The organism is Kitasatospora sp. NPDC059648 (genome assembly GCF_042734825.1).
In the GTDB taxonomy this organism is placed as follows: domain Bacteria; phylum Actinomycetota; class Actinomycetes; order Streptomycetales; family Streptomycetaceae; genus Kitasatospora.
Map to the genome: position 1 here is coordinate 1 of NZ_JBHWDU010000137.1, position 12,946 is coordinate 12,946.

8 protein-coding genes and 1 pseudogene are annotated in these 12,946 nt (G+C 72.1%); 7 read left to right on the forward strand and 2 right to left on the reverse strand.

What is annotated here, in order from left to right; genetic code table 11:
• Positions 1 to 245 precede the first annotated feature (245 nt).
• From ACFV1W_RS38310 to mshC, 3 genes and pseudogenes are all read left to right on the forward strand, one after another.
• Positions 246 to 1,178: an AraC family transcriptional regulator gene (locus tag ACFV1W_RS38310; RefSeq protein ID WP_380421946.1), complete on the forward strand. Its 933-nt coding sequence runs from the start codon at positions 246 to 248 to the stop codon at positions 1,176 to 1,178.
• Positions 1,179 to 1,303: 125 nt separating this feature from the next.
• Positions 1,304 to 2,146 (forward strand): carbohydrate-binding protein, encoded by an 843-nt coding sequence (locus ACFV1W_RS38315; protein ID WP_380421947.1) that lies wholly within the window; start codon positions 1,304 to 1,306, stop codon positions 2,144 to 2,146.
• Positions 2,147 to 2,329: 183 nt separating this feature from the next.
• A pseudogene (gene mshC / locus ACFV1W_RS38320) lies at positions 2,330 to 3,550 on the forward strand (cysteine--1-D-myo-inosityl 2-amino-2-deoxy-alpha-D-glucopyranoside ligase); the annotation flags it as partial.
• Positions 3,551 to 3,561: 11 nt separating this feature from the next.
• Here mshC and ACFV1W_RS38325 read toward each other — a convergent pair.
• Entirely contained in the window at positions 3,562 to 4,515 is a 954-nt protein-coding gene (locus ACFV1W_RS38325; RefSeq protein ID WP_380421949.1) for a PAC2 family protein, read from the reverse strand.
• A 356-nt stretch (positions 4,516 to 4,871) separates the two neighbouring features.
• Here ACFV1W_RS38325 and ACFV1W_RS38330 point away from each other — a divergent pair, with 356 nt between their 5' ends.
• Complete coding sequence (locus ACFV1W_RS38330) at positions 4,872 to 5,393, forward strand: SRPBCC family protein (protein ID WP_380421950.1); 522 nt, start codon at positions 4,872 to 4,874, stop codon at positions 5,391 to 5,393.
• 11 nt (positions 5,394 to 5,404) lie between these two features.
• On the opposite strand, the gene ACFV1W_RS38335 is transcribed toward ACFV1W_RS38330, so the two are convergent.
• A complete protein-coding gene (locus ACFV1W_RS38335; RefSeq protein WP_380421952.1) occupies positions 5,405 to 6,499 on the reverse strand; it encodes a hypothetical protein in 1,095 nt (364 codons plus the stop codon).
• Between the two features lie 143 nt (positions 6,500 to 6,642).
• Between ACFV1W_RS38335 and metH the strand changes: the two genes are divergently transcribed.
• From metH to ACFV1W_RS38350, 3 genes are all read left to right on the forward strand, one after another.
• A complete protein-coding gene (gene metH, locus ACFV1W_RS38340) occupies positions 6,643 to 10,152 on the forward strand; it encodes a methionine synthase (RefSeq protein WP_380421953.1) in 3,510 nt (1,169 codons plus the stop codon).
• A 154-nt stretch (positions 10,153 to 10,306) separates the two neighbouring features.
• Entirely contained in the window at positions 10,307 to 11,011 is a 705-nt protein-coding gene (locus ACFV1W_RS38345) for an HAD family hydrolase (RefSeq protein WP_380421955.1), read from the forward strand.
• Between the two features lie 255 nt (positions 11,012 to 11,266).
• Positions 11,267 to 12,883, forward strand: a complete 1,617-nt coding sequence (locus ACFV1W_RS38350; RefSeq protein ID WP_380421956.1) for an ABC transporter substrate-binding protein — start codon at positions 11,267 to 11,269, stop codon at positions 12,881 to 12,883.
• The last annotated feature ends 63 nt before the right edge of the window (positions 12,884 to 12,946 follow it).

The following is a 12,946-nucleotide window of genomic DNA, read 5'->3' on the forward strand; positions in this document are numbered from 1 at the left end:
GATCCGACAACCGCTCACCCGCAGGCGACTTGACCTGCCCCACCCTCGCCACACCACAACCAACGAGGATCGGAGGACAAAGTCACTGGCATTGGGTCTAGGTCCCGTCCGGCGGATCTCCAGGCGCACGACGCCGGACAGGCCCTGGGACTGTCCGACGGGCTGCGGTCGTCCGGGCCCGGGCCCCGCGAGGTTACCGGCCGGTGGTCTGGACCTGTTGCCGGAACAGGTCGCACACTGCTCCGATGGACGTGCGACGGACCACCCCCGCCCCCCCCCGAACCGCGCCGGACCTGCCGTTGCACCGCCTGCAGGTCCCGCTGCCCCAGTTGCTGCCCTTCGCCATCGGCAGTTTCGACGCGATCGGCGCGCTCTCCCGCGCCAACTTCCCCCACCGCCACTCGTTCCACGAGATCGTCCTGGTCACCGGAGGCCGTGGCGCCCATGTCCTGGACCTGGTCCACCAGCCGCTGGCGCCACCGCAGTTGTGCGTGATCACGCCGGGCCAGGTGCACTACTGGGCGGACACCGAAGGCCTCACCGGCCGGGTCGTCCTGTTCAACGAGGACTTCCTGCTGGGCCACCCCCAGGACCTGGCCGCGCTGCGCGCCCTGGCCGCCCGCCCCGGGATCGGGCTCGGCGAACACGCCGGCGCGGTCGCCCGGTTGCTCGCCGACATGGAGCAGGAGTACCGGACCGGGGCGCCCAGCTACCAGGGTGTGCTGCGGGCCAGCCTGCACATCCTGATCATCCGGGCGCTGCGTGCCTGCGCCCCGGGCGACCGGCCCGTGGTGCCCACCCGCCCGGCCGAACTGGCCGCCGCTTTCACGCGGTTGATCGCCAAGCCCGGCGGGGTGCGGCACTCGGTGGCCTCCACCGCCCAGGAACTCGGCGTCTCCCCGGGGCACCTGCAGACCCTGGTCAGGCAGGCCACCGGCCGAACACCGGGCGGACTGATCCGCCGGCAGCGGACCCTGGAGGCTAAACGGCTGCTCGCCTGCACCGATCTGACGATCCGCCAGGTGGCGAAGGAGGCGGGTTTCGCGGACCCGGCGTACTTCTGCCGCTTCTTCCGGCGGGAGACCGGGATGACCCCGGGGGAGTTCCGGTCCCGGGTCGACGGAAATCACCACGATCCCCGGATCATGTCCATCGCGGTCGCTCCGGACGGTCCGTAACGCTACTGCTGGCCACCGGCGGTCGGTCCAGCGCGCGGACGGCGGCCGGTCCGGCCCTTGTCATGCCCCCACCATGGCAAGGGCCGGCCCCACCTCCACGAGTACCCACCGGAAGGAGACGGCGCATGCCCCCGTCCGACGGCATGATCAGCCGCAAGACCGTCCTGAAGGCCGCCGCCGCGCTCGGGGCCGCACCGCTGCTGGTCGGCGGCGGCGTCGCGCTGGCCCGGGAGCAGGTCGGCGCCGGCCGCACGCCGGGACTGACCCCCGAGTGCCACGACGGCGACGACCCGGCCGTCGAGCAGATCGAGGTGCCCTACTTCAAGCCCGACTCCCCGCTGCGCAGCTCGATGGTGAATGACGGCCCGGGCACCCGGCTGACCGTCAGCGGCTACGTCTTCGGCCGGGCCTGCCGGCCCGTCTCCGGCGTGCTGCTGGACTTCTGGCAGGCCGACGACGGCGGCAACTACGACAACGTCGGCTACACCTTCCGGTGCAACCAGTTCACCGACGCCAACGGCGCGTACGAGCTGGACACCGTCGTCCCCGGCCTCTATCCGGGACGCACCCGGCACCTGCACGTCAAGCTCCAGGCGCCCGGCCGCCCGGTCCTGACCACCCAGCTCTACTTCCCGGGCGAGCCGCGCAACAGCACCGACACCATCTACGACGGCCGGCTGCTGATGAGCGTCCAGCGGAACGGGGCCGGCGAGACGGCCACCTACGACTTCGTGCTGGACGTTCCGCAGACCCCGGGCACCCCGAGCCCGACGGCCACCGCCACCCCGACCGGCGGACCGACCGGCGGCCCCACCACGCCGCCGAGCGGCAGCTGGACCCCGGGCAGGGCGTACAACACGGGCGACCGCGTCACCTACTCCGGCGCCTCCTACGTCTGCCTCCAGGCGCACACCGCCATGGCGGTCTGGGAGCCGCCGAACGTGCCGGCCCTCTGGCAGCGGTCGTAGCGGCTCCGGCCGCTTTCCCGGGGGAGCCGGGCGCCCGGGCGGCGGCAGGGTCGACCGGGCGCTCACCCGCGCTCGAACGCTCACTATCAGCCGGAAAGCGGCCAGGCAACGGCAGGATCAGAAATCAGTCGATCTTGTTTACTGGTTAGGCTTTCAAATGTTCTCAAGGTTAAAGTCGATCCCATGCATGCCTGGCCCGCCTCCGAGGTTCCCGCCCTGCCTGGTCAGGGGCTCCCCCTCCACATCTTCGACACCGCAGCGGGCAAGGTCCGCGAGGTCGTGCCGCAGGACGGCACCGCCCGGATCTACGTCTGCGGCATCACCCCCTACGACGCGACCCACATGGGCCACGCCGCCACGTACAACGCCTTCGACCTGGTGCAGCGGGTCTGGAAGGACGCCGGTCACAACGTCCTGTACGTCCAGAACGTGACCGACGTGGACGACCCGCTGCTGCAGCGCGCGATCGAAACCGGCCAGGACTGGGTGGCCCTGGCGGAGCGCGAGACGGCCCTGTTCCGCGAGGACATGACCGCCCTGCGGCTGCTCCCGCCGGCCCACTACGTCGGCGCCGTCGAGTCCATCCCGTGGATCGTCCCGATCGTCCAGAAGCTGCTGGCCTCCGGCGCCGCCTACAAGGTGGACGAGGACATCTACTTCTCGGTCGACGCCGATCCGAACTTCGGCCAGGTCTCCGGCCTCACCCGCGAGGCCATGCGCCCGGTCTTCGCCGAGCGCGGCGGCGACCCGGACCGCCCCGGCAAGCGCAACCCGCTGGACGCCCTGCTCTGGCTGGCCGCCCGCCCCGGCGAGCCCGCCTGGGACACCGAGCTCGGCCGAGGCCGCCCCGGCTGGCACATCGAGTGCGTGGCCATCGCGCTGCAGTACCTGGGCATGACCTTCGATCTCCAGGGCGGCGGCAGCGACCTGTCCTTCCCGCACCACGAGATGGGCGCCTCGCACGCCCAGGCCGCCACCGGCTCCCACCCGTACGCCAAGGCGTACGTCCACGCGGGCATGGTCGGCCTGGACGGCCGGAAGATGTCCAAGTCCCGCGGCAACCTGGTCTTCGTCTCGGCGCTGCGCCGCGACGGCGTCGACCCGGCGGCGATCCGCCTGGCGCTGCTCTCGCACCACTACCGCGAGGACTGGGAGTGGACCAAGTCCGTCCTGGACGAGGCCGTCGAGCGCCTCGCCCGCTGGCGGGCCGCGGTCTCCCGGCCGGACGGCCCGGCGGCCGAGCAGCTGCTCGCCGAGGTCCGGGCGGCGCTCGCGAACGACCTGGACGCGCCCGCCGCGCTGGCCGCCGTCGACCGCTGGGCCGCCCAGCAGGAGAGCGAGGGCGGCACCGACACCGGCGCGCCCGGCCTGGCGACCCGGACGGTGGACGCCCTGCTCGGCGTTCGCCGGGAGGACTACTCGTCCTCGGCGCCCTCCTGGCTCTCCCGGGTCGTGCCCGGCGACTCCGGCTCGGCGGGCCGCTCGGCCGTCGCGTGCCCGGACACCGGCTTCTCGCCGGTCGGGCCGACGTTCTCCCGGCGGCGCAGGTAGCGCTCGAACTCGCGCGCGATCGCGTCCCCGGAGGCCTCCGGCAGCTCGGCGGTGTCCTGCGCCTCCTCCAGCTGCTGGACGTACTCCGCCACCTCGCTGTCCTCGGCGGCCAGCTGGTCCACGCCGAGCTGCCAGGCCCGGGCATCCTCGCCGAGCTCGCCCGGCGGGATGCGCAGGTCCAGCAGGTCCTCCAGCTTGTTCAGCAGCGCCAGCGTGGCCTTGGGATTGGGCGGCTGCGCGACGTAGTGCGGCACCGCGGCCCACAGCGTCACGGCCGGCACCCCGGCGTGGGTGCAGGCCTCCTGCAGCACCCCGACGATCCCGGTCGGGCCCTCGTAGCGGCTCTCCTCCAGATCCAGCCGGCGGGCCAGCTCCGGGTCGGAGGTGACCCCGCTGACCGGCACCGGGCGGCTGTGCGGGGTGTCGCCGAGCAGCGCGCCCAGGATCACCACCAGCTCGACGCCCAGCTCGTGCGCGAAGCCGAGCAGCTCGTTGCAGAACGAGCGCCAGCGCATGCTCGGCTCGATGCCGCGCACCAGCACCACGTCCCTGGTCACCGGCTCGGTCACCCGGACCACCGAGAGCCTGGTGGTCGGCCAGGTGATCCGGCGGATGCCGCCGTCCAGCCAGATCGTCGGCCGGTTGACCTGGAAGTCGTAGTAGTCCTCCGCGTCCAGAGCGGCGAACACCTTGCCGCCCCAGGTGTCGTCCAGATGCGCCAGAGCCGCGGAGGCGGCGTCACCCGCGTCGTTCCACCCCTCGAAGGCGCAGACCATCACCGGGTCGATCAACTCGGGAACATCTTCCAGCTCGATCACCCAGCGTCTCCCTCCGGTCGGCGGTCGGACCGGCACCGCCCCGGCTGGCCAGCCGGGGCACCGACGGGCCGGCTCCCGCCTGTCGAACCTCTCGTCTCCCATGGAACGGCTCGCCCCATGGTCCCTACCTGCCCAGCCTACGGGCTTTGATGCGCATGGCGGCCGGGCACCGGGACAGTCTGGGGGAGCGGGCCGCCGCGATCCAGCGGATATCCGCGCCGTGACGGCTGGCGCCCCGTCAGTCCGCCCGGGCGGCGGCACGGGGTGCCCGGCCGGTGACCAAGCGCACACGAGTGCCGCCCCGGGCACGGCGGCGCGATGATGGTGGACGGGGGCCGGGCGGAAGGGGCCGACCGATGAACCGATGGCTGTGGATCGGCGCGGGCACGGGCGCGGCGGCGCTGCTCGGGGCCGCGCTGCTGGCGGCGGACCGCGCCGGGCGCCGGCTGCCGGTGGAGCACGTGACCGAAGGCGGGCTGGAACTCGCCCAGCCGCCCGGCGCGGTCTGGGACGTGCTCACCGACATCGACCTCTACCCGGCCTGGCGCCCGGGCCTCACCCACGTCGAACGGCTGCCCGCCGGGGCCGGCGGCCGCCCGCGCTGGCGCGAGTTCGGCCGGCACGGGCACGCCACCTACGAGGTGGTCGCCAGCGAGGCCCCGCACCGTCTGGTGACCGGCATCGCCGACCCGGACCTGCCCTACGGCGGCACCTGGACGTACCGGCTCACCGCGGCCGGGCCGGGCTGCTCGCTGACCGTCACCGAGCGCGGCGAGGTCCGCAGGCCGCTGCACCGGGCCGTCTCCCACTACCTGGCCGGCGAGGACGCCGGTGTCCACCGTTACCTGGACGCCCTCGCCCACCGCATGGCGGCCTGAGCCGCCCACGCTCAGGCCGGGTCCACCCAGCCGCGCCGGTACACCGCCCAGTTCTCCGGCGTCGCGGCGAAGTCCACGTACAGCGCGACGCCGAAGTTGGCCCGCCCCAGGTCCTGGCGGCCGAGGCCGAGCCGGACGCCCCGGACGGCCGCCGGGACGGTCTCAGCGTCGCCCCAGTGGCCCCACTTGTCGTCCCAGAAGAACGGCAGGCCGATCAGCAGGTCGACCTGCGGCGGGGTGGCCCGCAGTGCCAGCTCGGTCTGCTGGGCGACGTATCCGCCGAACAGCGGCTCGGTGGGCATCGAGGTGTCGTAGGCCATCACCGCGATCTGGTCGACGCGCCGGGCGGTCTCCCGGAAGTACGCCTGGTCCCACCACTTGCCGTGGTCGGTGAGCAGGATGCCCGCGGTGTGCAGTCCGGGGACGGGATCGATCTGCGGGGCCGCCACCGACAGCACGGCGCCACGCGCCGCCGTCACCGGGCGGACCTGGTCCAGCAGGGCGAGCCAGCCGGCCGAGCCGGGGTGGATCGGCTCCATGTCGAAGTGCACGCCGTCGAAGCCCTGGTCCAGCACCTGGCGGGCGGAGGTGGTGATCCGGTCCCGGGTGGGTGCGTCGTCCAGGTCCAGGGCGTCCTTCTCCGGCTTGACCTCGTCCCCCAGCCAGCCCTGCACCCGGACCCCCGGCAGCGCCCGGTGGGCGGCCTCGGTGAACCAGCGGGCCCGCGGGTGGACGGACGCCGGAAGCGAGCCGTCGTGCTCCAGCGGGCCGGTGTGGACGTACAGGTCGCGCACCCCGGTTCCGGCCAGCTGCCGGACCAGCGCCGCCACGTCCGCGTCGGTCTTGCGGCCGTCCACCCAGGCGTGGCCGAGCCAGACGGCGTCCCGGCCCCGGGTGCGGGCCTCGGCGGCGGGTTCACCCGTGTAGTGCAGCCGGATCGCCACGAACACCGAGCCCAGCGCGGTGACCGGGACGGCCACCGCCAGCCCCAGGGCCAGCAGCGCCCGGCGCCACCTGGACCAGCCCCTCCAACGCTCGCGCAGCGCCCGGAACGGGGCCGAAACGGCCCGCCCCACCCGCCGCGCGGCGGCCCGGAATCGCGCCACGCGGTTGCTCCCCCCTTGCGGTCGAACGCTCAGGATACGGAATGGGCCCGCGAGCCGGGCCGTGGGCCGGATACCCTGGCGACGTGCGGGCCCGAGAAAGCGGGCTCGCAAAGCCGACAGCCGTCGCACCAGGGAGACGCCCCATGGCCACTGCAGCCGATCCGTCCACCACTCAGCAGAGCCGCGCGAACGCGCTGCGTGAAGCACTCGCCACCCGGGTGGTGGTCGCCGACGGTGCGATGGGCACCATGCTCCAGGCGCAGGACCCGACGCTGGAGGACTTCCAGGATCTGGAGGGCTGCAACGAGGTCCTCAACATCACCCGCCCGGACATCGTCCGCTCCGTCCACGAGGCCTACTTCGCGGTGGGCGTGGACTGCGTCGAGACCAACACCTTCGGCGCCAACTTCGCCGCGCTGGGCGAGTACGACATCTCCGAGCGGATCTTCGAGCTGTCCGAGGCGGGCGCCCGGATCGCCCGCGAGGTGGCCGACGCCCACGCCGCCGACGGCCGCACCCGCTGGGTGCTCGGCTCGATCGGCCCCGGCACCAAGCTGCCGACCCTGGGCCACGCCCCGTACGAGACGCTGCGCGACGGCTTCCAGCAGAACGCGGCCGGTCTGATCGCGGGCGGCGCCGACGCGCTGCTGGTGGAGACCAGCCAGGACCTGCTGCAGACCAAGGCCGCGATCCTCGGCTCCAAGCGCGCCCTGGCCGAGGCCGGGCTGGACCTGCCGGTGCTGGTGCAGGTGACGGTGGAGACCACCGGCACCATGCTGCTCGGCTCCGAGATCGGCGCCGCGCTGACCGCGCTGGAGCCGCTCGGCGTCGACTACATCGGCCTCAACTGCGCCACCGGCCCGGCCGAGATGAGCGAGCACCTGCGCTACCTGGCCAAGAACGCGAGGATCGGCCTGTCCTGCATGCCGAACGCGGGCCTGCCGGTGCTCGGCAAGGACGGCGCCCACTACCCGCTCTCCCCGGCCGAACTGGCCGAGGCGCACGACGTGTTCACCCGCGAGTACGGCCTCTCGCTGGTCGGCGGCTGCTGCGGCACCACCCCCGAGCACCTGCGCCAGGTGGTCGAGAGGGTCCAGGGCCGTCCGATCACCCGGCGCGACCCCCGGCCGGAGCCCTCGGCCGCCTCGCTCTACCAGTCGGTGCCGTTCCGCCAGGACACCTCGTACCTGGCGATCGGCGAGCGCACCAACGCCAACGGCTCGAAGAAGTTCCGCGAGTCGATGCTGGCCGGCGACTGGCAGGCCTGCGTGGAGATCGCCCGGGACCAGATCCGGGACGGCTCGCACCTGTTGGACCTGTGCGTGGACTACGTCGGCCGCGACGGCGTCGCCGACATGAAGGAGATCGCGGGCCGGCTGGCCACCGCCTCCACCCTGCCGATCGTGCTGGACTCCACCGAGCCGCCGGTGCTGCAGGCCGGCCTGGAGGCGCTCGGCGGCCGCGCGGTGCTCAACTCGGTCAACTACGAGGACGGCAACGCCCCCGACTCGCGGTTCGGGAAGATCGCCTCGCTGGCCCGCGAGCACGGCGCCGGCCTGATCGCGCTGACCATCGACGAGCAGGGCCAGGCCCGTACGGCCGAGGCGAAGGTGGCGATCGCCGAGCGGCTGATCGCCGAGCTGACCACCGACTACGGGATCGACGAGGGCTCGATCCTGGTCGACTGCCTCACCTTCACCCTGGCCACCGGTCAGGAGGAGTCCCGCCGGGACGGCATCGAGACCATCGAGGCGATCCGCGAGCTCAAGCGCCGCCACCCCGGGGTGCAGACCACCCTCGGCCTGTCGAACATCTCCTTCGGCCTCAACCCGGCCGCCCGGGTGGTGCTCAACTCGGTCTTCCTGCACGAGTGCGTGGAGGCGGGCCTGGACTCGGCGATCGTGCACGCCTCCAAGATCCTGCCGATCTCCCGGATCCCCGAGGACCAGCGCGAGGCCGCCCTCGACCTGGTCTACGACCGCCGCCGGGACGGCTACGACCCACTGCAGCGCCTGCTGGAGCTGTTCGCGAACGTCTCCACCGCCTCGGTCAAGGCCTCCAAGGCGCAGGAGCTGGCCGCGCTCCCGCTGGAGGAGCGGCTGCAGCGCAGGATCATCGACGGCGAGCGGGGCGGCCTGGAGGCCGACCTGGACGAGGCGCTGGCCGAGCGACCGGCGCTGGAGATCATCAACGACACCCTGCTGGCCGGCATGAAGGTGGTCGGCGAGCTCTTCGGCTCCGGCCAGATGCAGCTGCCGTTCGTGCTCCAGTCCGCCGAGGTGATGAAGACCGCGGTGGCCCACCTGGAGCCGCACATGGAGAAGTCCGAGAGCGAGGGCAAGGGCACCATCGTGCTGGCCACCGTCAAGGGCGACGTCCACGACATCGGCAAGAACCTGGTCGACATCATCCTGTCCAACAACGGCTACAACGTGGTCAACCTGGGCATCAAGCAGCCGGTCTCGGCGATCCTGGACGCCGCGCAGGAGCACAACGCGGACGTGATCGGCATGTCCGGCCTGCTGGTGAAGTCCACCGTGATCATGAAGGAGAACCTGGAGGAGCTGAACCAGCGCAAGCTGGCCGCCAGCTACCCGGTGATCCTGGGCGGCGCCGCCCTGACCCGCGCCTACGTCGAGCAGGACCTGCACGAGATCTACGAGGGCGAGGTCCGCTACGCCCGGGACGCCTTCGAGGGCCTGCGGCTGATGGACGCGCTGGTCGCGGTCAAGCGCGGCGTGCCCGGCGCGACCCTGCCGGAACTCAAGCAGCGCCGGCACGCCCGGGTCGAGGTGGAGGAGCCGGAGCCCGAGGTCAACCTCGGCCAGATCCGCTCCGACGTCGCGCTGGACAACGCGCTGCCCACCCCGCCGTTCTGGGGCGACCGGATCGTCAAGGGCATCCCGTTCGCCGACTACGCCTCCTGGCTGGACGAGGACGCGCTGTTCAAGGGCCAGTGGGGCCTGAAGGCCGCCCGGGCCGGCGACGGCCCGTCCTACGAGGAGCTGGTGGAGACCGAGGGCCGGCCGCGGCTGCGGGCCTGGCTGGACCGGCTGCAGACCGAGGGCTGGCTGGAGGCGGCCGTGGTCTACGGCTACTACCCGGCCAACTCCAAGGGCGACGACCTCATCGTCTTCCACGAGGACGGCACCGAGCGGACCCGGTTCACCTTCCCCCGCCAGCGCCGCGGCCGCCGGCTCTGCCTGGCGGACTTCTTCCGCCCGGAGGAGTCCGGCGAGCGGGACGTGGTCGGCCTCCAGGTGGTCACCATGGGCAACCGGATCTCGGAGGCGGCCAACGAGCTGTTCGCCGGGAACTCCTACCGCGACTACCTGGAGCTGCACGGCCTCTCGGTGCAGCTCGCCGAGGCGCTCGCCGAGTTCTGGCACGCCCGGGTCCGCTACGAGCTGGGCTTCTCCGGCGAGGACCCGCAGGACGTCAAGGACATGTTCGCGCTCAAGTACCGGGGCGCCCGCTTCTCGCTCGGCTACGGGGCCTGCCCCGAGCTGGAGGACCGCGCCAAGATCGCCGAGCTGCTGAAGCCGGAGCGGATCGGCGTGGTGCTCTCCGAGGAGTTCCAGCTGCACCCGGAGCAGTCCACCGACGCGATCGTGATCCACCACCCGGAGGCGAAGTACTTCAACGCGCGGTAACCCCTATGCCCTTCTCCGTTCGCTCTTTCCGGGCGAAGCGGGCGTATCCTTGATGATCCTGAACGGGCCGGTCCGCTCACCAGCGGGCCGGCCTGTGCCATCCCCGGGGGGCGTCCCAGGACGCTCCGCGGGGGCACTGCCGGAAGGACTCGTCATGACCACCAGCTCCACCACCGCCCCGGCGCTCGACCACGGGGACGACCGCGGCCTGCAGGCGGTGCTGCTGGACATGGACGGGACGCTGGTGGACACCGAGGACTTCTGGTGGCAGGCCGAGGTCACGCTCTTCGCCGAGCTGGGCCACCAGCTGGACGAGCAGGACCGGGCGCACGTGGTCGGCGGCCCGATGACCCGGGTGATGGACTACCTGGTCGCCCGCACCGGGGTGGACATCGCCCCGGCCGACCTGGGGGTGCTGGTCAACCAGCGCTTCGTCGACCTGCTGGCCGGTGGCGTGCCGCTGATGCCGGGCGCCGAGCGGCTGCTCAACACCCTCGCCGCGCACGGCGTCCCGGCCGCGCTGGTGTCCGCCTCGCACCGGCACGTGATCGACATCGTGCTGCGCTCGCTGGGAGCCGAGCGCTTCGCCTTCAGCGTCGCCGGGGACGAGGTGCCGCGCACCAAGCCCTTCCCGGACCCGTACCTCGCTGCGGCCCGCCGGCTGGGCGCGGAGCCGGCCCGCTGCGTGGTCGTCGAGGACACCCCGACCGGGGTGCGCGCGGGCGAGGCGGCCGGCTGCCCGGTGATCGCGGTGCCCTCGGTGGCGCCGATCGAGGCGGCGCCCGGGCGGCTGGTGCTGCCCTCGCTGGAGCAGGTCGATCTCGAACTGCTGCGCTCGCTGGTCGTCTCGCGGGTGTAGCCGGGAGGAGCGGAGCAGCGAGTGCTGGATGTGATTGTCGTCTCATTGCGCACCGCCGCTACCCGCCGGTAAGTGGCCCCGTCCCGGATCTGCGGACGGTCGACCGGGGAGAAATCGGTCATTAGCTGACAACTCGTCGGGCGTGCGGCGATGCCCCCAAACACCGTGTCCCAAACGTCATCTGCACGTGTATCGGTCGTGCGTGTTCGATATGGCACGCTACTCGGGTTCGTGACACCCCCGAAGGACGCTCCCGTGAAGACTTCAGCTGAACGCCTGGCAGCACTCGGCTGCGCCGGTCTGGTCGCCGTGACGGTGGCCGGTTGCGGATCGGTCACCGACGCCGTGAAGGGGGACAGCAGCAAGTCGATCACCATGGGCACCCGCGCCCTCACCAGCGTCCTGGACCCGGCCGGCGCCTACGACACCGGCTCGTGGCTGGTGCTCTCCAACACCTTCCAGTCGCTGCTCGCCTTCCCTCCCGCCGCCAGCTCCCCGACCCCGGACGCCGCCCAGTCCTGCGAGTTCGTCAGCGGGGACACCACCCAGTACCACTGCGTGCTCCGCCCCGGTCAGAAGTTCGCCAACGGCCACGCCCTCACCGCCGCCGACGTCGTGTTCTCGATCCAGCGGACCAAGAAGATCAAGGACCCGAACGGTCCGGGCGGCCTGCTGGACACGATCAAGTCGGTCGAGGCGAAGGGCGACAACGAGGTGGTCTTCCACCTCTCCGCACCCGACGCGACCCTGCCGGCCAAGCTGGCCACCCCGGCCGGCGCCATCGTCGACCACGAGGTCTACCCGGCCGACAAGCTGCTCGACAACGACAAGGTCGTCGGCTCCGGCCCGTACAAGTTCGACTCGGTCGAGACCATGACCCCCGAGGGCGGTAGCGCCAAGGTCCTCGCCAAGGTCGTGCTGACTCCCAACGGCAAGTACGCCGGCGACGCCAAGCTGCAGAACGACAAGTTCACCGTGCGGTACTTCGACAGCCCCACCGCGCTGAAGGACGAGTTGGACAAGGGCGGCGTCGACCTCACCGACAACAGCCTGGAGCCGAACACCGCCGCCCGGATCCTCGACGACCAGCAGAACGGCAAGGGCGACCTGACCGTCGTCCAGGGCGACAGTTCCGACACCAACTCGATCGCCTTCAACACCAAGGACGCCACCACCGGGAACCCCGCCGTCCGTCAGGCCGTGGCGCAGCTGGTCGACCGGAAGGCCCTCGCCCGCGACGTCTTCGCGCGCACCGTCCAGCCGCTGTACTCGATGGTCCCGACCGGCATCACCGGCCACAACACCGCCTTCTACGACAAGTACAACGAGCCGGACGTCAGCAAGGCCAAGGCGTACCTCGCCGCCGCCAAGATCCCCACGCCGGTCAAGCTCAATCTCGCCTCGGGGCGCTCGCGCACCGGCACCAGCGAGATCGACACGCTGAAGCGCCAGTTGGAGACCGGCGGCCTGTTCCAGGTCACCACCCAGATCGAGAACGACTCGACCGCCTACCAGAAGGGCCGGAGCGAGGGCAAGTACCAGGCGTACCTGGTCGGATGGACCGCGGACTACCCGGACCCTGACAACTACATCGGGCCGCTGGTCTCCGAGGACAGCGTCTACCACACCGGGTGGGTGGACGAGCGGGTCAGTCAGAAGCTGCTGCCGGAAGGTCTCAAGCAGGCCGACCGCGGCGCCGTGAACGGGATCTACAACCAGGTCCAGGGCATCGTCGCGGAGAACGTGCCGCTGATCCCGATGTTCCAGTCCAAGGCCTTCTTCGCGGCCAAGCCGTACGTCACCGGCGTCGAGTCGACCATCGACACCACCGGCGTCTTCCGCTTCTGGGAGATCGGCCGCAACAAGAAGTAGCGCCCCGCGCGCGGGGGGGGGGGGGCCCGCCCCCCCCCCCCCCCGCGGGGGGGGGGCCCCCGC

Coding starts and splice junctions, on each gene's coding strand:
- ACFV1W_RS38310 (WP_380421946.1), top strand. CDS start 246: ATGGACGTGCGACGGACCACCCCCGCCCCCCCCCGAACCGCGCCGGAC.
- ACFV1W_RS38315 (WP_380421947.1), top strand. CDS start 1,304: ATGCCCCCGTCCGACGGCATGATCAGCCGCAAGACCGTCCTGAAGGCC.
- ACFV1W_RS38330 (WP_380421950.1), top strand. CDS start 4,872: ATGAACCGATGGCTGTGGATCGGCGCGGGCACGGGCGCGGCGGCGCTG.
- metH (WP_380421953.1), top strand. CDS start 6,643: ATGGCCACTGCAGCCGATCCGTCCACCACTCAGCAGAGCCGCGCGAAC.
- ACFV1W_RS38345 (WP_380421955.1), top strand. CDS start 10,307: ATGACCACCAGCTCCACCACCGCCCCGGCGCTCGACCACGGGGACGAC.